Genomic DNA, 21,383 nt, shown 5'->3' with positions numbered 1-21,383 from the left:
ATTACTTATTAGTGTAACAATGCTGGCGTTATCGTTTGCTTAAGCGTTAAAAATTACGCCAGTGTTTTATTAATTGCTGCCAATACCGCAGCAGGATCATTTGCTTGAGTAATTGGACGACCGATAACTAAATAATCCGATCCAGCAGCCATCGCTTCTACCGGTGTCATCACACGACGCTGATCACCCGCTTCACTGCCTACAGGGCGAATACCGGGGGTTACCAACTTAAATTGTTGACCAAATTGCGCTTTTAACAAACTCGCTTCTTGCGCTGAACACACCACCCCATCAAGACCACTATTTTTAGTCAATGTTGCTAAATTCAGTACTTGTTGTTGAGGCTGACATGCAATACCAATACCCGCTAAATCATTCGCTTCCATACTGGTTAATACTGTTACACCAATTAATAGTGGGCGATCTTTACCATAAGGTTCTAAAATATCACGCGAAGCAGTCATCATACGCTCACCACCACTGGCATGCACATTAACCATCCATACACCTAGCTCTGCAGCAGCCTTTACCGCTTTTGAACATGTGTTTGGAATATCATGAAATTTTAAATCCAAAAATACAGAATGACCACGATCATGTAACTGGCGTACAAAATCAGGGCCAAAAAAAGTGAACATCTCTTTACCGACTTTTAAACGGCAACTTCCCGGCTCAATACGATCGACAAAAGCGAGTGCCTCATTATGATTATCATAATCAAGGGCAACGATTACTTTAGGGTCTGTTACTTTAGTGTCTAGCATTGAGGCTCCTATTATGTCTAAATATATCCACTGTGCGGTAATCCCAACCGCCGGCAGGATTCTACATTAATTGATTAAATTTGGTAGCTACAACTACAAAAAAACCAGTACATTACTGCACTGGTTCTAGAAAAATATTTGATGGTAATTATTCACCATCAAGTCCTCGAATCGGTTTTATTTGTCCCCAACTCTTACACGATGGACACTGCCAATATAGTGCATGGGTAGCAAAACCACATTGACGACAACGATAGCGTGGTTTTACTTTAAGCTGTTCACCGACTAAATGACGTAAGCTGGTTAAACTTTCTTTAGCACGGCCTTCTTCTGCTTCATCGAGATGATATTCCATCAACTGATAAAAGCCTTTCATAGTTGGGTTCTTTTGCAACTGGCGGGTCATAAATGATTGTGCTGTCACTGCACCTTCATTTTTAGCAATTTCATCAGCAAGCATTAACTCTGCACTTGCCCCTGCTTTTTGCTCGACACAGTGTTGTAAATATTTTAGCCATGCATTTTGGTTATGCATCGCTTCATAACACTCAAGCAATAGCGGTAAAGCTTCGCCAACAAACTCAATATCTTGATCTGAGATCCGTTCTAAAATTTTGGCGGCTTGTTTATATTCTTGCTGCTTGACTTGAATTTTTGCCATTGCAATCGAAGCTCGAACACAATGCTTATCTACTGAGAGGGCTTTTTTTAATAGCTGAATCGCTTTATCTTGATTTTGCGCGCTCAGCTCCAGCATCGAGAGTTCACACCAATAATGGGCGATATTATGCTTGAGTTTTGTTTTACCTAATTTCACTAATTGGGTCGCCATTTCAATGGCTTTTTCCCACTCGCGTGTTTGCTGGTAAATCGCTAATAACTGCTGTAATGCTGATTTACGATAATCAGGCTCATCCAACAACTGTTCAAAAATACGCTCAGCACGATCAAAAAAACCAGCAACCATGTAATCTTTTGCTAATTGCTGTAATGATAAATTACGTTGTTCAATCGATAAATTCGGTCTTGCTATCAAATTTTGGTGAATACGAATGGCGCGATCGACTTCTCCTCTGCTGCGGAATAAATTACCGAGAGCAAGATGAGTATCAATAGTTTCACTGTCAACCTGAAGCAACTCAATGAACAGGTCTACTGCTTTATCAGACTCATCTGATAACAGCATATTAAGACCTGTTACATATTGGCGAGATAAGTGGTCAGACTTTTCTTGCTTTTGGTTACTTGCGCTCCTGTTACCCATATACCAACCATAGGCAGCTGCAATAGGTAAAAGTAGGAACAACAATTCAAGCATTAATTCTTATTCCTTAATAGGCTTAGCACGAAGTTGATCAAGCTCTTGTTGCTGCTTGGTTACTTTCTTCATTAAGCGATTTTTAGCAAAGCGCGCTTTAAGATATAAAGTACCACAAATTACCCAACCAATAACAAAACCAGCACCAAACGCTGTGCCTAATAGCGTAGAAAGTTGAAATTCACCCTGAGCGATTAAATAATCAAAGCTAACCATTATTTGATTTTGAGCACCAAGAGCCAGAGTGATTAAAAAGGCAGCTACTAGAACAATAATTCCTAAAATCTTCATCGTGAATCCTCTCACTAAATCTAAATTATAATTACTGATTATGCAGTAATTTTACTGATCAAACCATGATCTATAGACATAAAAAAACGGCATACCGAGAGTATGCCGTTTTTTTGTTCTATTCGCGGTTAAGCAGCTATTGATGCATTAACACGGTCACGTAATTCTTTTCCTGGCTTGAAGTGAGGAACGTACTTGCCGTCCAACTCAACTTTATCACCTGTCTTTGGATTACGGCCAACGCGAGGAGCACGGTAATGCAAAGAGAAGCTACCAAAGCCACGGATCTCAATGCGATCACCTTCTGCAAGTGTGTTCGCCATATGTTCAAGAATATCCTTGATTGCATCTTCTACCTGTTTGGCAGAAAGATGTGTTTGTTGACTACATAGTCTTTCAATTAATTCAGACTTTGTCATAAACACTCCGTTTTAGTAAGTTTCTCAATAGTATAGCCGTTTAGAGGGAAAAAGCTAAAGCGATTTCCCTCTACGCTCAATTATTCGCCTTTAGCAGCTTTGAAAGCGTCAGCCATAGCGTTACCAAACGCAGCATCGTCTGCTTTGTTTAGTGTAGCCATTGCTTCTTGCTCTTCAGCAACGTCTTTAGCACGTACAGAAAGGTTGATTACGCGGTTCTTACGGTCAACGCCAGTGAACTTAGATTCAATAGAGTCGCCAACAGAAAGAATTAGAGTTGCGTCTTCAACACGGTCTACAGATGCTTCAGAAGCGCGTAGGTAACCTTCAACACCTTCAGCTAGCTCAACAGTTGCGCCTTTAGCGTCAACAGCAATAACTTTACCAGTTACTAGAGCACCTTTCTTAGTGTCAGCTACGAAGCTGTTGAATGGGTCTTCTTCGATTTGCTTAACGCCTAGAGAGATACGCTCACGCTCTGCGTCAACTGCAAGAACTACTGCAGAAATTTCGTCGCCTTTCTTGAAGTCACGAACTGCGTCTTCACCAGAAACATTCCAAGAAATGTCAGATAGGTGAACTAGACCGTCGATGCCGCCTTCAAGACCGATGAAGATACCGAAATCAGTGATTGACTTGATCTTACCAGTTACTTTGTCGCCCTTAGCTTGCATTTCTGCAAATGACTGCCATGGGTTCGCTTTACACTGCTTAAGACCTAGAGAGATACGACGACGCTCTTCGTCGATATCAAGAACCATAACTTCAACTTCGTCGCCCACGTTAACAACTTTAGATGGGTGGATGTTTTTGTTAGTCCAATCCATTTCAGAAACGTGTACTAGACCTTCAACGCCTTCTTCGATTTCAACGAAGCAGCCGTAGTCAGTTAGGTTAGTTACGCGGCCAGTAAGCTTAGTGCTTTCTGGGTAACGCTTAGCGATTGCAACCCATGGATCTTCGCCAAGTTGCTTAAGACCTAGTGATACGCGAGTACGCTCACGGTCGAACTTAAGTACTTTAACGTTGATTTCATCGCCAACATTAACGATTTCAGAAGGGTGCTTAACACGCTTCCAAGCCATGTCAGTGATGTGTAGAAGACCGTCAACACCGCCAAGATCAACGAATGCGCCGTAGTCAGTAAGGTTCTTAACGATACCTTTAACTTCCATGCCTTCTTGTAGAGAAGCAAGTAGCTCATCACGCTCTACGCTGTTCTCAGATTCGATAACTGCGCGACGTGAAACAACAACGTTGTTACGCTTCTGGTCAAGCTTGATTACTTTGAACTCAAGTTCTTTGTTTTCTAGGTGAGCAGTGTCACGAACTGGACGTACGTCTACTAGTGAACCTGGTAGGAACGCACGGATGCCGTTAAGTTCAACTGTGAAGCCGCCCTTAACTTTACCGTTGATGATACCAACAACTGTTTCAGCATCTTCATAAGCTTTTTCAAGCTGGATCCAAGCTTCGTGACGCTTAGCTTTCTCACGAGAAAGTTTAGTTTCACCAAAACCATCTTCGATCGCGTCAAGAGCAACGTCAACCTGAGCGCCAACTTCGATTTCTAGTTCGCCAGCAGCGTTCTTGAATTCTTCAGCAGGGATAGATGACTCAGATTTTAGACCAGCGTCAACTAGTACGTAACCGTTTTCGATAGCGATTACAGTACCTTTAACGATTGCACCTGGGCGAGTTTCAACTTGGTTTAGCGACTCTTCAAAGAGTTGAGCAAAAGATTCAGTCATTTAATTAATCTTCAATATGATAAACAACCATGGGTATCCTACCGCATGGGGTTGATAATAAAGTCAGTTATCATCCATGACACCGACGTTATCTAGCCACTTACGCAGCTAAATATGGATTCTTTATTTTAGCTTAGCATCAACATATGCCAAGACTTTTTCTAGTACTTGTTCAATCGACATCTCAGTCGAATCAAGTACTAAAGCGTCATCAGCAGGACGTAAAGGCGCTACTGCACGATTGCGATCGCGGTAGTCTCGTTCCTGGATTTCACTTAAAAGGCTGCTAAAGCTAACATCTAAGCCCTTTTTTTGCAACTGATTCATACGACGAGTTGCACGTTCTTCAGCACTGGCGTCTAAGAAAATTTTCACTTCTGCTGATGTGAATACCACGGTACCCATATCACGACCATCAGCAACTAAGCCTGGTTGCTCACTAAATGCACGCTGACGACGTAGTAAAGCTTCACGTACTCGTGGTAATGCAGCAACTTTTGAAGCGGCATTGCCTACTTTTTCAGTGCGAAGCGTATCAGAAACATCCTCGCCTTCAAGAATAACTCGAACCAACTCACCTTCAGCAACAAACTGAACATCGAGATGTGCAGCTAGTGGCACTAAAGCATCTTCTGATTCAGTATCTACACCATGATGAAGTGCTGCAAGTGCAAGAACACGGTAAATCGCACCAGAATCGAGCAGATTCCAGCCAAGTTTTTCTGCCAATAGCATACATAGTGTGCCTTTGCCGGCGCCACTTGGCCCATCAACAGTAATGACTGGAGCATGAGTAGACATAAGTTTTCTCCGAATATGTATCCGTAATAGCAGTAACTTAACCCAAATTAAGGTTAGCCATCAAACGGTGGCACATTATACGGAAAAAAATCTTAAATTTATAGAGTTATTACCTTTTCTATACTACCTTTTTACACCAATTAAAAAGCCTGATGCAATCACATCAGGCTAGTACTAGTGTAAACTTAAATATCAACAATCGAACAATAAAAGTTAAACACTTAAGCCCTGAAGCTTGATGAAATAATCAGGAAAGGTTTTTGAGGTACATTTCGGATCATTAATCGTCACTGGAGTATCGCTTAAAGCCACCAGCGAAAAACACATTGCCATGCGATGATCATCATAAGTATCAATTTGTGCATGGTTCAATGTTGTTGGTGGCGTAATAGTAATATAATCACTGCCCTCTTCAACTACCGCGCCGACTTTACGTAATTCAGTTGCCATAGCAGCTAAGCGATCTGTTTCTTTCACGCGCCAGTTGTAAACATTGCGAATCGATGTTGTCCCTTTGGCAAATAATGCCGTCGTTGCAATTGTCATTGCCGCATCTGGAATGTGATTAAAATCCATATCAACCGCGGTTAAATTACCACAACGCGCAATAACATAATCATCGCCCCACTCGATATCAGCCCCCATTGCTGCCAACGCATCTGCAAATTGAATATCACCTTGAATACTCTTTTTACCAATACCGGTAACTTTCACTGCACCGCCTTTAATCGCAGCAGCAGCTAAGAAATACGACGCGGAAGAAGCATCGCCTTCAACCAATAAGTCGCCAGGGGAAACATAGCTTTGATTACCTCGAACAACGAACTGTTGATAATTACGATTGTCAACTTCAACCCCAAACTGGGCCATAATATGTAGCGTAATATCAATATAAGGCTTTGATACCAAGTCGCCTTTAATGCTAATTACAGTATCAGTTTGCGCTAAAGGTGCTGCCATTAAGAAAGCAGTTAAAAACTGACTTGATATAGAGCCATCAATTTCAACCTCACCGCCTTGCAAACCGGTACCAATAATCTTTAATGGTGGATAATTTTCATTTTCAAGGTAAGTAATATCGGCACCGGCACTACGCAGCGCATCAACAAGGTGACCGATTGGGCGCTCTTTCATGCGCGGCTCACCGGTTAATGTATATTCACCAGTCCCTAGACATAGTGCAGCAGCTAAAGGACGCATTGCCGTGCCAGCATTACCTAAATACAATTCAAGCGGCTTTGTTGCGCTAAATGCCTGGCCTAAACCATCAACTTCACATTCTGTTTTATCGGCTGATAAACGATAATTAACCCCAAGTTGCTTTAATCCATTAAGCATATGGCGAATATCATCGCTATCTAATAAGTTAGTTAGCCGCGTAGTTCCTTTCGCTAATGCTGCTAATAATAAAGCACGATTCGATACACTCTTTGAACCCGGCAGGTTCACTTCACCGTTAACTTTAGCAATCGGCGCTAGGGTTAAACTTTCCATTGATTATTCTTCCAATCCTAATTTTTCTTATCTAGCAGAGTACCCAATAATGTCGCAGTTATCTAGCGGCAGTTTTTTTAGTATTTGATAACTTGGTTTAATATTGTTCCACCATCGACGCTGTAATTACGGTAGAGTAGCAAAATATGATAACGGTAAATATTGGAGTAAAAATGAGTGCCGTAACACCGATGGTTGGAATTGGAATTATTATTGTTAATCAGCAAGGGCAAATATTAATCGGCAAACGTAAAAATAGCCATGCCCCATATTACTCGATTCCTGGTGGCCATATGGAATTGGGTGAAACGTTTAGCCAATGTGCTATTCGTGAAGTAGAAGAAGAAACAGGGCTAACTATTTACGAGCCACAAGTGATTGCAGTAACTAATAACCTCGCTACCTATCACGAATCCGGTAAACATTATATTAGTGTCGCTCTGCTCGCGACACAATTTAGCGGTCAATTAACCTTAAAAGAACCGGATAAATGCGAGGGCTGGCAGTGGATCGATCCAACTAAGGTACCTTCACCACAATTTGATGCGAGTGAACAATCGATTCAATGTTATTTAGAACAACGCTTTTGTATAAATGACTAACTAATGTGATTTTCTTCATGAATATAAACCTTGCAATAAACAAATTATGAATATTGTTTTATTGGCGCGTATACTACTGCCTCAAACGTGAAGTATTCGTGAAGAGCGAAATAGAAAAGATGAAAATTCTTATTGTTGATGATAATCATCAGATTGTTGAAACGATTGCTGATTACTTAGAGCTAGAAGGTATAACTGCTGACTGTGCTTATCATGGCCAAGCAGCACTCTCTTTTATTGAAAATAACCATTATGACGTCATCATTATGGATATTATGATGCCTAAAATAGATGGTATTGTGGCCGTTCAAAAAATCCGTAATGAACTCTACTGCGGTACGCCAATTTTATTCTTAACCGCCAAAGATACTCTTGAAGACAAAGTCGCTGCATTTAAGGCCGGTGGCGATGATTACTTATTAAAACCATTTGCAATGGAAGAACTGTGCTTACGCTTATATGCTTTAGCTAATAGAGGTCCAAGACAAGACATTGGCCTATTAAAATTCGCCGATATTGTAATGAATAACCGCAGTGATGAAGTCAGTCGCGATGGAAAAATCATTAAGTTAAGCCGTATTCAATTTAAAATACTCAAAGTATTACTGCATCATGCCCCTAATATTGTTAGTCGTCAGCAAGTTATAGATGCAGTGTGGGGCGAGGAATCCCCGTCTAGTGATGCCCTACGCAGCCATATCTATGGATTACGAAATGCGATTGATAAAGATTTTGCCACTTCACGATTAGAGACCATTCATGGACAAGGTTACCGCATCAAAGCAGCATAGTTTTCCCAGTATTTATCGTAAAGTTGGTTTAAGTTTTGGATTAATGACATTTGGCATGTTTGTTCTGTTCTGGGTTGTTATTTATATCGCAGAAAACCAATTAGAAGTAATTAGCCTTCATCATTGGTTAGACAAAGAATCTAGCCAATATGTTATCGACTATAAAGAAATGGGTGATAACGCTCCACTGCCTAATAACAGTGAGTTTAAAAGTTACTGGAGTGAAAAATCATTACCAAATTGGTTAAAAAAATATAATCAACCCGGCTTTTTTGAACATCTGCGCGGCACTGAGGATAAACATTTTTTAGTGTTTGATCATCCTTCAGGAAGAGGGTTAATGTATGTCATCTATCAAGATGATGCTGACGATTACCTTGATGATTATGAAGATAGTCTCCATTATTTCACGTTTATTTTTGGGCTATTACTCTCATTAATCATGGGTGGATACAGCTTTTATTTTGTGCGTTCTTTATCGCAACCATTAGCGAAAATAGATCAGAAAATTCGCCAGATGCCACCAGATCAACCCTCTTTTGAGGTTGAAACCCAGTACCGGGAAACTCGTGAAATTGAACAAGCATTATTGGATAGTAAAAATAATATTGCTGGATTTTTTCAACGTGAAAAAGAATTTAGCCGTTTTGCATCTCATGAACTGCGTACACCAATCATGATTATTCAGGGATCAACAGATTTACTCAATAAAGTCCCTAATCAACCCAATGTCGCTAAAAAAGCCATTAATCGATTACATCAAGCCAGTGATGATATGCGGATTTTAACTGAAACTTTTCTATTATTAGGCAAAGAGTCAATTGAGGGGCATCATTTTAGTCAATGCCATCTTGCCGATCAGCTACATCAGCAATTAGTGGTTATGGAACCTTTATTTGCCAAACAGGATGCAAGCTACTATCTTGAGATTAATCACGCCGCAACAATTAATGCGCCGCTCAGTTTTATTACTATTATTATTAACAATCTAATCAAAAATGCATTTAGCTACAGTATTGGCGACATAGAAATAAAATTAACCCATAATTGCTTAACGATCATCAATCGCCATGATGGTAATGAAATTTATAACCAAGGTTATGGGTGTGGATTAGTGATTGTGCAACGTATTTGTGAGCGTATGCAGTGGCCATTCACGATAACGGATAATGAGGTTACTTTTACCGCCGAGGTCACTTTTTCATATTCACAATCATAAGTTAAGGAATAAGGGATGCCTACTTATATCAAATGGTTTTATTGTATCTGTTGCTTGAGTTTACTAACTGGCTGCACAACCGGTAAGCCTAATAACGTTGAACCTATTACGCATTTTGATGTAAATCGCTATTTAGGCCAATGGTATGAAATCGCAAGATTAGATCATAGCTTTGAACGCGGTTTAGATCAGGTAACAGCCACTTATAGTTTAAATCCAGATAAGAGTATTAAAGTGATTAATCGTGGCTTTAATATTACCGACCAGCAATGGCAACAAGCACAGGGCAAAGCAAAATTTGTCGAACAGCCTAATATTGGCCATCTAAAAGTATCCTTCTTTGGGCCTTTTTATGGTAGCTATATTATCTTTGCGCTTGAAAAGGATTATTCTGCAGCATTAGTGAGCAGCTATAATTATGATTATTTATGGATTTTAGCGCGCGACAAAACCCTCGACCCAAAAGTACTTAATAAATATCTTACCCTTGCTCAACAAGCTGGGTTTGATACCAATAAATTAATTTACCCTCAACAGTAATGCCGCTATTTTTTACGTCCAATAACAGCTTAGTTCGCAATATAAGCTGTTATTGTTCTAACTAAAAACATGTAAACCTTGTGATAATGAAACCACCGCAGATAAAGAACATAATACTAATACACCGTATTGCATCACCTGTTTTTTAATTTTATGTCGAACACGATACGCAATAATGCTCGCAATAATAGGTGCCGGTAGCAACCAAACGATGGTCGTAAAATCAGCCATCGTAAACCGTCCAGAATAATGCAATGCAATCAATGAAATAATGTTGGTTAAACAGAAAAAAGCCGCCAAATTAGCGCGAATAGTTTCTGGCTCTTCATTCTGCATCAATAAAGCAACAGGTGGGCCGCCAATACCGGTCGCAGTGCCTGTTACACCCGAAATTAAGCCGCCAATAAATAAATTAACTGACGTTGGCGCTAAGCGCAATTTTGCTAAACTTAATATTACAGCCGCTAAGACTGTGACTCCCAGCATGATTTCTAATTGATCGGTGGTGATCACCATTAGAACATAAGCAGCAACCAGTGTTCCTGGCAACCGCCCTAAAAAAGCAAAAATTAAAAACCGTAATGATAAGGCATGGCGATACTGATACCACACAATTGCAGACATAAACATGCCAATAACAACAATCGCACTCGGCATTAACCGTGGCTCAAGCAAAAGAATAAATGGCCCAGCAACGACACCCATGCCAAATCCAAGCGTACTTTGGATAAAACATCCACCAATAAAAACTAATAAACAAACAAAAAAGATAAGTGGATCCATAACATTCTTACACAGTGAAAGAGTGTTAGTGATCCTACTCTTTATTTCTACTCATAAAGTAAAAACGATACCAAACAAATGGAATGTTATATTGCAAAATTATACCGTAATATCATTGCTAGATTCGGTAACAGTAACTGTTTTCGACCACGCTAATGCATCATTAAGTGGCATCGGTTTAGCAAAATAAAACCCTTGGCAGATATCAATACCGCACTGTTGGACAAATTGTTTTTCAGCTTGAGTTTCAACACCTTCTGCAACTAATACACAACCTGTTACTTCACTTATTTTTGCTAATAATTGATATAAATTTTTCCCGCGCTCATTGTCAATATTAAATAATAATGAACGATCTAACTTTACTTTATCAAAGTTAAACTTGAGTAAATGCGGAAAAGACGCATAGCCAGAACCAAAATCATCAATAGCAACAGTTATCCCTAATGCTTGTAATACAGCAATATTTTCAGAAACTTGCTTATCATTATCAATAATAGCTTCTTCTGTGATCTCTATTTCTAAGTGCAATGGTGAAATATTATAAAAACGCAAACGTTCAACAATGTAAGCCACGATATGTTTATCTGAGATGGTTTCTGTTGAGATATTAATGGCGACTTTACAATTAGGTGTTAATGGCATCTTTTGCATGTCGACCAATACTAAATCAATCACCATTTGATCAAGTTGTTTCATCGCACCTAATTGCTGAAAATCTTGAATAAAGAGTGGAAGCAATAGTTTTCCATCAGGATCTTTATAACGTATAAGTGATTCAAAAGAGAAACCAGGCTTATTATTCAAATAAACCTGTGGTTGATAATGCATGATAAATTCACCGTGACTCAGCATTCGGCTTACACGACGACTAATATCATGCTTACTTATATAGCTACTCATTGCTTGAGTCACATCCCCTAAAAATGATTTTAATGTGCTACGACCCAATTCGTGTTGGCGGCTTATTGCCATATTATTGCTTTCGCTTTGTCCAACAAAATAGAGGTAAAATGGTCGATAAATAGCAATGCCAATAATAACCACCACTAGTTGTAATACCACTCCAGAAAAACTGTGCTGCGTGGCAATATAGCCACTAATAAATGGCGGCGTCATCCAATCAACGATGGTACTCACAGGATTTACTAATCCAATCGTCATTGCACTATACACGACCACAAAACTCACTAATGGTACAAATACAAAAGGAACAATTAATATAGGATTAAAAATAATAGGTAAGCCAAATAACAACAGTTCATTTATATTAAAAATAACTAACGGCAATGCCGACAACGCTAGTGTAATATGTCGTCTTTCTTTTGAAAATAATAACACGCATAGTAATAAACTTATGGTATTTCCTGAGCCCCCCATTGATAAAAAAGCATCATAAAAACCCTGCCCTAGTATATTTAAAGCAGCGTCTCCAGCTTGCCAATCGGCAATATTTTGCTGAGTATTTTCAAATAACTGTTGTTTTGCTCTGAATAGAAAGTTATGCCCATTTATACCAATAGCCCCTAATAACCCTAAAAAAAATTGATAGGCTAAACCACCATAAAATGTCAATGGATTGAGAGAGATATCATGGCGAACTTCTTTACTTAACTCGATAATAATCGTTGTGAATTTTGCTAAAAAAACAGTTAACAGAAGAAAACAAAAAAAGTGTAATACATGTTTATAAAGCGTACTTACAAAGTCAATTCGAGATGGATCTAATGGAAAAAGACGAAAAGAAATACAGCAGATTGCAGAAATCATTGCTGCCAGTAAGGCAATCAACGGATTATTAGGTAATCCTGTCTGTGCTGATACTAATGCATTAGGCACTGATACTGCAATGAAGAGTAGTAATGAATATGGTACAACCACCATTGCATTTACACCATGCTTTGTAGCGATATAATAACTAGTGATCAAACATAATGCTATCGGGTAGATACCAATTAAGAGATTAGAAAAATAAAAGAAGATATTAGCTAAATCGCTAAATTTAACCCAATTTAAGCCGTAACCAACAAATAACGTAATCGCATTACAAATAATCAGAGGCAGTAATAATAAAAATACAACTGAAATATCACGAATATATTCGTTGTAATATGATTTTAATACTGAGCTTTTGCGCATACATTCACATAACAAGAGAAATGAATGCTAGATTATATATATCAAATATTAATGCTCAATCAAAAACATTGTAACTAGATATTATTTTGATGCTTTTTATAAAAAAATACACACTCGTAGTGTGTATTTTTTATTAATTCAATATTCTTGTTAGTTATGCATTATTTTTTTCAAATATTCGCATAAAGTCGACCAAAGCTTGAACACCTTCTAATGGCATCGCATTATAAATAGAGGCACGCATACCACCCACAACACGATGGCCTTTCAATGCTTTTAATCCTGCTTTTTCTGCTTGAGCTAAAAATACATTATCAAGTTCAGGATTTTTCAATTGGAATGGTACATTCATCACTGAGCGGTTATCTGCATGGACGTCATTAATGTAGAAATCAGACTGATCGATAAAATCATACAATAATTTTGCTTTTGCTAAATTACGTTGCTCCATTGCAGCAACACCACCAACACTTTTAAGCCATTTAAACACTTCACCCGCTAAATACCATGCAAAGGTAGGCGGAGTATTAAACATCGACTCTTTATCAACTAAGACGGTATAGTCTAAAATACTCGGTAGGATTGATTTCGCTTTACCTAATAAGTCATCACGTACAATAACAATCGTTAATCCCGCAGGACCGATATTTTTTTGAGCGCCCGCATAAATTACACCATATTTAGACACATCAATCTGACGCGATAAAATAGTTGAAGACATATCAGCGACAATAGGTTTATCGGTAATAGGTAAGTCGCGGATTTCAATGCCATCAATGGTTTCGTTAGGACAAAAATGCACAAAGGCTGCATCTTCTGAAAGCGTCCACTCACTGGCCGGTAAAATAGCCTTTTTACCGTCTTTAACGTACGTAATATCAACACTGTTTGGTCGGCAATATTTCGATGCTTCTTCAATAGCACTATGTGCCCAAAAGCCACCATCCATATAATCAGCAGTTTCGGCATCACCTAAAAGGTTTAGAGGTACTGCTGCAAATTGACCTCGCGCCCCACCATGACAGAACAGTACATGGTAATTAGCAGGTATATTAAGTAGTTCACGCAAATCTTGTTCTGACTGAGCGGCAACCGCAAGAAATTCTTTACTACGATGGCTTATTTCCATAACGGAAGTGCCTAACCCCTGCCAGTTAATGAATTCTTGCTGGGCTTGCGCCATCACATCTGCGGGGATCATTGCCGGACCGGCACAAAAATTATAAACCTTATCCATAATGTTGTATTTGCTCCTGCTCGAGTTACAAAATAAAAAGTGACTACTTCATAAAGCTAATAGCACCATACATGATACTGCTTTTAGCATTACAAAACAGACATTAACAATAAATCTCAACATTGTGATAGAGATCATTTATTTATTTTTACACCTTTATTGCGCAACTTTAAAGGTTTAATTAAAGATTCCTTAGCTTACAAATATTAAGATAAAAAAAACGCAGCTCAATGGCTGCGTTTTATTTAGAATAAAGCACTATCAGGCTTATTCTTGCTCAGTTGAATCACCTGATTCTGCATCTGTTGCTGGTTGTTCTGTATTTGCCACAGCTTCACCATCAACTAATTCTGCATCTTCAATTAACTCTACTTCAGCAGGCTCATCAATACGTTGCAGGCCAACAACTTTTTCGTCTTCAGCAGTACGAATAAGTGTTACACCTTGAGTATTACGACCAACACGGCTAACTTCAGCAACACGAGTACGAACCAGTGTGCCACCGTTGGTGATCATCATAAACTCATCGCCGTCTTCAGCTTGAACAGCACCAACTACGCTACCGTTACGTTCAGAGACTTTAATTGATACCACACCTTGCGTTGCACGGCTCTTCGCCGGGTACTCTGCAAGTTCAGTACGCTTACCGTAACCATTTTCAGTTACTGTAAGAATATCGCCTTCATTGTGTGGAACGATTAACGAAACAACTTTATCGCCTTCAGCAAGTTTGATACCACGAACACCAGCTGCTGTACGACCCATACCACGAACACCGCCTTTCGCGTTGCCTTCAGCATCAATCACAGGGCTTTCGTAGAAACGAACCACTTTACCAAATGCTGAGAACAGCATGATATCGCAATCACCGTCAGTGACATCAACACCGATCAATGAATCGCCTTCACGTAGGTTAACCGCAATAATACCGGCACTACGAGGACGACTAAAGTCAGTTAATGGTGTTTTCTTAACAGTACCATCAGCTGTTGCCATGAAGACAAACTTATCTTCAGTGTATTCACGTACAGGAAGAATAGCGGTAATACGCTCATTTTCTTCAAGCGGTAGAATATTCACAATTGGCTTACCACGTGCAGTACGGCTTGCTAATGGTAATTGGTATACCTTCAGCCAGTACATACGACCGCGGCTAGAGAAACATAGAATCGTGTCATGGGTATTAGCAACCAACAAACGTTCAATGAAGTCTTCTTCCTTCATGCGCGTTGCTGCTTTACCTTTACCACCACGGCGTTGTGCTTCGTAGTCGCTCAGAATTTGGTACTTAACATAACCTTCGTGAGAAAGCGTAACAACAACATCTTCTTTAGTGATCAGATCTTCTAAATCGATGTCATTACTTGCTGCTGTGATTTCAGTACGACGTTCATCGTTGAACTGCTCTTTCACTAGCTCTAATTCTTCACGGATCACTTCCATCAAACGCTCAGAGCTTGATAGAATGAACATTAGTTCAGCGATTTCTTCAAGAAGTTGCTTATATTCTTCAAGAATTTTGCCGTGCTCAAGACCCGTTAACTTATGTAAGCGCAGGTCAAGAATAGCTTGTGCTTGTTGCTCAGTTAAATAGTATTGATTATCACGAATACCAAACTGCTCTTCTAGCCAATCTGGACGCGCAGCATCAGTACCAGCACGCTCAAGCATTGCTGCAACGTTACCTAACTGCCAACCACGAGCAACTAAAGCTGCTTTAGCTTCTGCTGGTGTATTTGTTTGACGAATTAATTCAATGATTTCATCGATATTCGCTAGTGCAAGAGCCAAACCTTCAAGGATATGAGCACGATCACGCGCTTTGCGCAATTCATAAATAGTACGACGTGTCACCACTTCACGGCGGTGATTAACGAAACACTTAATCATTTCTTTAAGGTTGAAGATCTTAGGTTGGCCATTATCAAGCGCAACCATGTTGATACCAAATGTAGTTTGTAATTGAGTTTGAGCATAAAGATTGTTTAGAACAACTTCACCAACTGCATCACGCTTACATTCGATAACAATACGCATGCCGTCTTTATCCGACTCATCGCGTAGTGCACTAATACCTTCAACTTTCTTATCTTTAACAAGCTCGGCAATTTTTTCAATTAAGCGTGCTTTGTTAACTTGGTATGGAATCTCATGAACAATAATGGTTTCACGACCATTCTTTTCAGTTTCGATTTCAGCTTTGGCACGCATGTAAACTTTACCGCGACCAGTATGATAAGCGTCAACGATACCTTTACGGCCATTGATCATTGCAGCTGTTGGGAAGTCAGGACCTGGAATATATTCCATTAGCTGATCAATAGTGATGCTCTCATCATTGATATACGCTAAACAGCCGTTAATCACTTCGCCAAGGTTATGGGGTGGTATATTCGTTGCCATACCAACCGCAATACCAGAAGAACCGTTCACTAATAAGTTAGGGATCTTTGTTGGTAAAACTGCTGGTATTTGCTCGGTTCCATCATAGTTAGGAACGTAATCAACCGTTTCTTTGTCTAAGTCAGCCAATAATTCATGGGCAATTTTAGACATACGGACTTCGGTATAACGCATCGCAGCGGCAGAGTCGCCATCGATTGAACCGAAGTTACCTTGACCATCTACGAGCATGTAGCGTAGTGAGAACGGTTGTGCCATACGAACAATAGTATCGTATACAGCACTATCACCATGTGGGTGATACTTACCGATAACATCACCTACCACACGGGCAGATTTCTTATATGCTTTATTCCAGTCATTGCCTAGCACATTCATCGCGAATAAAACGCGGCGGTGCACAGGCTTAAGGCCATCACGCACATCAGGAAGAGCACGACCAACGATAACTGACATCGCATAGTCGAGATAAGAGCTTTTCAGCTCCTCTTCAATATTTATGGGCGTGATCTCTTTTGCAAGATCGCTCATGGAGCCAATATCCCTCAGGTAATTTCTGTCGTATTTTTATACGTGCAAGGTGCAATAATATAGCATATTTCAGCCTAAATAGACCACCTTTCACGACTTATGTTATGAGTAATTTAGCGGAATTTATAGAAAACAGAAACAAACATCGTCACATCTGTGGATTAACCGCACTCCACTGTTTATTTATTGCTCATTATACTGACCGCCTAAACTACTCTCTTTAACCTACAGAGTGTGTAATCATTTGTAAAAATAAGATGTAACACAGTTTTATAGCTGGAATGGCTTAAAATTAACAAAATAAAATCAAAAATGCGACATTTGACCATTTATCAATCATCATAATTGAACACACTGTATAAACTATTTGTTATTGCGTTAAAGGGCCTATTTTCACAATAGCGAATACATTGATGTTTAAAATAACGTCAACGTTAAATTAAACATTCCGAGCTTGTTAATGCATAAACTTACTGAGGATAAAGTAATGGGTGCCGCTATTAACATGATTGGTCTATCAATCATTATTGGTAAATACATTCTGATGCTCATTCTTGCTATTACCACTGTGTTTGGTGGCATGTTCACACCTGAACTGATTCCAACCACAATAAATAGTTTTAATGAGTAATACGTCATTTCGCCAAGTAGCACAATTGTACTTGGCGACCATATGCTTTTGTTATTATCAATATCTTCTTTTCAATCGCCGTTTATCACAGTTATCCTTTGCAACTAGCGCTTAATTTCGCATAATAGTGACTATCAATTAAGGAAAATGGCCCCACAAACATGACCAAATCACGCAATGTTGATCTTGCAGAAATCGAAAAATTTGAACAAATAGCCTCACGCTGGTGGGATCTAGAAGGCGAATTTAAACCACTTCATCAAATTAATCCGTTACGCTTAAATTATATCATTGATAATGCCAATGGCTTATTTGGCAAAAAAGTACTTGATGTTGGTTGTGGTGGTGGCATTTTAGCCGAGAGTATGGCCATTGAAGGTGCTGATGTTACTGGCCTTGATATGGGCAAAGAACCATTAATGGTCGCAAAATTACATGCTTTAGAGACCGGTACTAAACTTGATTATGTTCAATCTACAGCAGAAGAACATGCAGAACATCACCATCAAACTTACGATGTCGTCACATGTATGGAAATGCTAGAACATGTGCCTGATCCTGCATCGGTAATTGCTGCATGTGCCAAAATGGTTAAGCCTGGCGGACATGTTTTCTTCTCAACATTGAATCGCAATATTAAATCGTATTTGTTTGCCATCGTTGGTGCAGAATATGTCATGAAGTTAGTTCCCAAAGGAACACATGACCACCAAAAATTCATTCGCCCATCTGAATTAATGGCGATGATTGATCATACACCACTACAAGATCGTCATATTATTGGACTTCACTACAATCCGCTCACCAACAGCTATAGTCTGGGTAATAACGTTGATGTGAATTATATCGTTCATACCATCAAACCATTGTAGTCAACCTAAAACGAATATTAAAGGAGATGACTTTATCTCCTTTTAGCTACATAGTGCTAACAAACGCAATTCCACCTAATATTTTAAATCAAAAAAAATCAATAAGATCAAGGGCTATTAACACTTTATTTAGTTAAAAAACCACCATTTTCTTAGTTCAAATTTGCAGCTAAAAAGCAATAAAAATAAATTTTATTTATCTAAAAAAATAACAGAGAAAGCATTGATTTTTACTATCTATTTGATGCTATTCGCTACATCAGTGAGTTGGTACTAACTTTTTTTTTAAATCCCCATGTTATCCACAGCCGCTCAAAAAATACCATCTTGCAAAACCACGCATTCACCACTATCTTGTAAACACTTTCGCTAAAGACCCCAACATATAGTGTTTTAGCTAAATAACAGTATTTATAATAAAGATCACATTCTTTGCTAATCTAATAGATAAAGTGCAAAAAAATATCATCCGCAAGGAAAACTGGGAAAATAACAAAAAATGACTCAACAACTAACAGTTACTAAGCGCGACGGTCGTAAAGAACTTATCGATCTCGACAAGATTCACCGTGTTATAGATTGGGCTGCTGAAGGCCTAGAAAATGTATCGGTCTCTCAAGTCGAACTAAAGTCACATATCCAGTTTTATGACGGTATTCGTACTGATGATATTCACGAAACTATCATCAAAGCGGCAGCTGATCTTATTTCAGAAGAAACGCCTGATTACCAATATCTTGCAGCTCGATTGGCAATTTTCCATCTTCGCAAAAAAGCCTATGGTCAATTTGAGCCACCTACGTTATTTAGCCATGTTAAAAATTTAGTCGCTAAAGGTAAGTATGATAGCCACTTACTAGACGATTACACTGAAGAAGAATTTGCAGTGATGGATACCTTTATCGATCACTGGCGCGACATGAATTTCTCTTATGCTGCGGTTAAGCAACTTGAAGGTAAATACCTTGTTCAAAATCGTGTATCAGGTGAAATTTTTGAGAGCGCACAGTTTCTTTACTTATTAATTGCTGCGGCATTATTTAATAAATATCCGAAAGAAACTCGTCTTGATTACATCAAACGTTTTTATGATGCATCTTCAACATTCAAAATTTCACTGCCAACGCCGATCATGTCAGGTGTACGTACACCTACACGTCAATTCAGCTCATGTGTATTGATCGAATGTGATGATAGCCTTGATTCAATCAACGCAACTGCAAGTTCAATTGTACGATACGTTTCACAACGCGCAGGTATTGGTATCAACGCTGGTCGAATCCGTGCATTAGGCTCTGAGATTCGTGGTGGTGAAGCCTTCCACACTGGTTGTATTCCGTTCTATAAATACTTCCAAACAGCGGTTAAATGTTGTTCTCAAGGTGGTGTTCGCGGTGGCGCAGCAACACTATTCTACCCAATTTGGCACCGCGAAGTTGAGTCTCTATTAGTACTTAAAAACAACCGTGGTGTAGAAGAAAACCGTGTTCGTCATATGGATTACGGTGTTCAAATTAATAAATTAATGTATACCCGTTTAATCAAAGGTCAGAACATCTCATTGTTCTCGCCATCTGATGTTCCTGGGCTATACGATGCATTTTTTGCTGATCAAGTAGAATTTGAACGTTTGTATAACTTGTATGAGCAAGATGAAAGTATTAAGAAACAATCAATTAAAGCGATTGAACTCTTCTCATTGCTGATGCAAGAGCGTGCTTCTACTGGTCGTATCTACATTCAAAACGTTGACCACTGTAATACTCACAGCCCATTTGATCCGGCTGTCGCACCGATTCGTCAATCAAACTTATGTCTTGAGATTGCACTACCAACCAAGCCATTACGAAATGTTGAAGATGAAGACGGTGAAATCGCATTATGTACGTTATCTGCATTTAACTTAGGTGCAATTGATACCTTAGATGATTTAGAAGAACTTGCTGAACTGACAGTGCGTGCACTCGATGCATTATTAGATTACCAAGATTACCCATTACCTGCAGCGCGTCGTTCAACCATGAACCGTCGTACATTAGGTGTTGGTGTTATCAACTTTGCTTATTACCTTGCTAAGCATGGTGTACGTTATTCTGACGGAAGTGCAAATAACCTTACTCATGAAGCTTTTGAAGCGATTCAATACTACTTGTTGAAAGCATCAGTTAATTTGGCAAAAGAACAAGGTCCATGTCCGTTATTTAACGAAACAACCTATGCTCAAGGTGTTTTACCAATCGATACTTACAAAAAAGATATCGATAATATCTGTAGTGCAAAATTGCATTACGATTGGGAAACCTTACGCGAAGAGATTAAAACACACGGTCTACGTAACTCAACCTTATCAGCACTAATGCCATCAGAAACATCATCGCAAATCTCAAATGCGACCAATGGTATTGAGCCACCGCGTGGATACGTTTCCGTTAAGGCATCAAAAGATGGTATCCTCAAGCAAGTTGTTCCTGAGTTTGCTAAATACAAAGATAACTACGAGTTACTTTGGAACATTGGCAGCAACGATGGCTACCTACAACTTGTTGGCATTATGCAGAAATTTATTGATCAGGCTATCTCGGCAAATACTAACTACGATCCGAGCAAGCAACCTGGTGGCAGAGTTCCAATGAAACTGTTGCTAAAAGATCTGCTTAATGCTTATAAATTAGGTGTTAAGACACTGTACTACCATAACACTCGAGATGGCGCATCTGATAGCCAAAGCGACCTGAGTGGCGATGACTGTACAAGTTGTAAAATTTAAGCATTCAAAAGGGAGTCTTATGGCTCCCTT

General features: G+C 39.2%; 18 protein-coding genes. 7 read left to right on the top strand and 11 right to left on the bottom strand.

Annotation, left to right across the window (positions count from 1 at the left end):
- Nucleotides 1-53 precede the first annotated feature (53 nt).
- From pyrF to aroA, 7 genes are all read right to left on the bottom strand, one after another.
- On the bottom strand, nucleotides 54-764 hold the full coding sequence (gene pyrF, locus G6R09_RS07800) for an orotidine-5'-phosphate decarboxylase (protein ID WP_163921541.1): 711 nt from the start codon (nucleotides 762-764) through the stop codon (nucleotides 54-56).
- Between the two features lie 148 nt (nucleotides 765-912).
- Nucleotides 913-2,082 (bottom strand): lipopolysaccharide assembly protein LapB, encoded by a 1,170-nt coding sequence (gene lapB / locus G6R09_RS07795; RefSeq protein ID WP_065166255.1) that lies wholly within the window; start codon nucleotides 2,080-2,082, stop codon nucleotides 913-915.
- A gap of 6 nt (nucleotides 2,083-2,088) precedes the next feature.
- On the bottom strand, nucleotides 2,089-2,373 hold the full coding sequence (locus G6R09_RS07790; protein WP_036795300.1) for a LapA family protein: 285 nt from the start codon (nucleotides 2,371-2,373) through the stop codon (nucleotides 2,089-2,091).
- Between the two features lie 128 nt (nucleotides 2,374-2,501).
- The gene (gene ihfB, locus G6R09_RS07785) at nucleotides 2,502-2,792 is read right to left on the bottom strand and encodes an integration host factor subunit beta (RefSeq protein WP_036795301.1); all 291 of its coding nucleotides are present in this window, start codon (nucleotides 2,790-2,792) and stop codon (nucleotides 2,502-2,504) included.
- Between the two features lie 80 nt (nucleotides 2,793-2,872).
- Nucleotides 2,873-4,543 carry a 30S ribosomal protein S1 gene (rpsA, locus tag G6R09_RS07780; protein ID WP_060996598.1) on the bottom strand — a complete coding sequence of 557 codons (1,671 nt, stop codon included), beginning with the start codon at nucleotides 4,541-4,543 and terminating at the stop codon, nucleotides 2,873-2,875.
- Nucleotides 4,544-4,666: 123 nt separating this feature from the next.
- On the bottom strand, nucleotides 4,667-5,344 hold the full coding sequence (gene cmk, locus G6R09_RS07775; RefSeq protein ID WP_065166256.1) for a (d)CMP kinase: 678 nt from the start codon (nucleotides 5,342-5,344) through the stop codon (nucleotides 4,667-4,669).
- A gap of 213 nt (nucleotides 5,345-5,557) precedes the next feature.
- A complete protein-coding gene (gene aroA, locus G6R09_RS07770; protein ID WP_065166257.1) occupies nucleotides 5,558-6,838 on the bottom strand; it encodes a 3-phosphoshikimate 1-carboxyvinyltransferase in 1,281 nt (426 codons plus the stop codon).
- A gap of 173 nt (nucleotides 6,839-7,011) precedes the next feature.
- Here aroA and G6R09_RS07765 point away from each other — a divergent pair, with 173 nt between their 5' ends.
- The 4 genes from G6R09_RS07765 (at nucleotide 7,012) to G6R09_RS07750 (ending at nucleotide 9,990) form a co-directional block, all read left to right on the top strand.
- Nucleotides 7,012-7,440 carry an NUDIX hydrolase gene (locus tag G6R09_RS07765; RefSeq protein ID WP_163921537.1) on the top strand — a complete coding sequence of 143 codons (429 nt, stop codon included), beginning with the start codon at nucleotides 7,012-7,014 and terminating at the stop codon, nucleotides 7,438-7,440.
- 119 nt (nucleotides 7,441-7,559) lie between these two features.
- Nucleotides 7,560-8,231: a response regulator transcription factor gene (locus G6R09_RS07760; protein ID WP_065166260.1), complete on the top strand. Its 672-nt coding sequence runs from the start codon at nucleotides 7,560-7,562 to the stop codon at nucleotides 8,229-8,231.
- The gene (locus G6R09_RS07755; protein ID WP_163921534.1) at nucleotides 8,200-9,450 is read left to right on the top strand and encodes a HAMP domain-containing sensor histidine kinase; all 1,251 of its coding nucleotides are present in this window, start codon (nucleotides 8,200-8,202) and stop codon (nucleotides 9,448-9,450) included. Before G6R09_RS07760 ends, G6R09_RS07755 begins: the two co-directional genes overlap by 32 nt.
- 15 nt (nucleotides 9,451-9,465) lie before the next feature.
- Complete coding sequence (locus G6R09_RS07750) at nucleotides 9,466-9,990, top strand: lipocalin family protein (protein ID WP_065166262.1); 525 nt, start codon at nucleotides 9,466-9,468, stop codon at nucleotides 9,988-9,990.
- Nucleotides 9,991-10,047: 57 nt separating this feature from the next.
- Here G6R09_RS07750 and G6R09_RS07745 read toward each other — a convergent pair whose 3' ends face one another.
- From G6R09_RS07745 to gyrA, 4 genes are all read right to left on the bottom strand, one after another.
- The gene (locus G6R09_RS07745) at nucleotides 10,048-10,773 is read right to left on the bottom strand and encodes a sulfite exporter TauE/SafE family protein (protein ID WP_065166263.1); all 726 of its coding nucleotides are present in this window, start codon (nucleotides 10,771-10,773) and stop codon (nucleotides 10,048-10,050) included.
- A 99-nt stretch (nucleotides 10,774-10,872) separates the two neighbouring features.
- The gene (locus G6R09_RS07740; protein ID WP_163921532.1) at nucleotides 10,873-12,912 is read right to left on the bottom strand and encodes an EAL domain-containing protein; all 2,040 of its coding nucleotides are present in this window, start codon (nucleotides 12,910-12,912) and stop codon (nucleotides 10,873-10,875) included.
- 154 nt (nucleotides 12,913-13,066) lie between these two features.
- Complete coding sequence (gene serC, locus G6R09_RS07735) at nucleotides 13,067-14,149, bottom strand: 3-phosphoserine/phosphohydroxythreonine transaminase (RefSeq protein WP_065166265.1); 1,083 nt, start codon at nucleotides 14,147-14,149, stop codon at nucleotides 13,067-13,069.
- A 267-nt stretch (nucleotides 14,150-14,416) separates the two neighbouring features.
- Nucleotides 14,417-17,083 carry a DNA topoisomerase (ATP-hydrolyzing) subunit A gene (gene gyrA / locus G6R09_RS07730; RefSeq protein ID WP_107204455.1) on the bottom strand — a complete coding sequence of 889 codons (2,667 nt, stop codon included), beginning with the start codon at nucleotides 17,081-17,083 and terminating at the stop codon, nucleotides 14,417-14,419.
- A gap of 460 nt (nucleotides 17,084-17,543) precedes the next feature.
- Between gyrA and G6R09_RS07725 the strand changes: the two genes are divergently transcribed.
- From G6R09_RS07725 to nrdA, 3 genes are all read left to right on the top strand, one after another.
- Complete coding sequence (locus G6R09_RS07725) at nucleotides 17,544-17,714, top strand: hypothetical protein (protein WP_156673543.1); 171 nt, start codon at nucleotides 17,544-17,546, stop codon at nucleotides 17,712-17,714.
- Between the two features lie 161 nt (nucleotides 17,715-17,875).
- A complete protein-coding gene (ubiG, locus tag G6R09_RS07720) occupies nucleotides 17,876-18,586 on the top strand; it encodes a bifunctional 2-polyprenyl-6-hydroxyphenol methylase/3-demethylubiquinol 3-O-methyltransferase UbiG (RefSeq protein ID WP_065166266.1) in 711 nt (236 codons plus the stop codon).
- 499 nt (nucleotides 18,587-19,085) lie between these two features.
- Nucleotides 19,086-21,353, top strand: coding sequence for a class 1a ribonucleoside-diphosphate reductase subunit alpha (gene nrdA / locus G6R09_RS07715; RefSeq protein ID WP_065166267.1), 2,268 nt, complete (start codon nucleotides 19,086-19,088; stop codon nucleotides 21,351-21,353).
- The last annotated feature ends 30 nt before the right edge of the window (nucleotides 21,354-21,383 follow it).

The organism is Photobacterium sp. Alg240-V54, assembly GCF_900537155.1.
GTDB lineage: Bacteria > Pseudomonadota > Gammaproteobacteria > Enterobacterales > Vibrionaceae > Photobacterium.
Note: the sequence above shows the minus strand (reverse complement) of the source record. Positions and strands in the feature narration are given on the sequence as shown.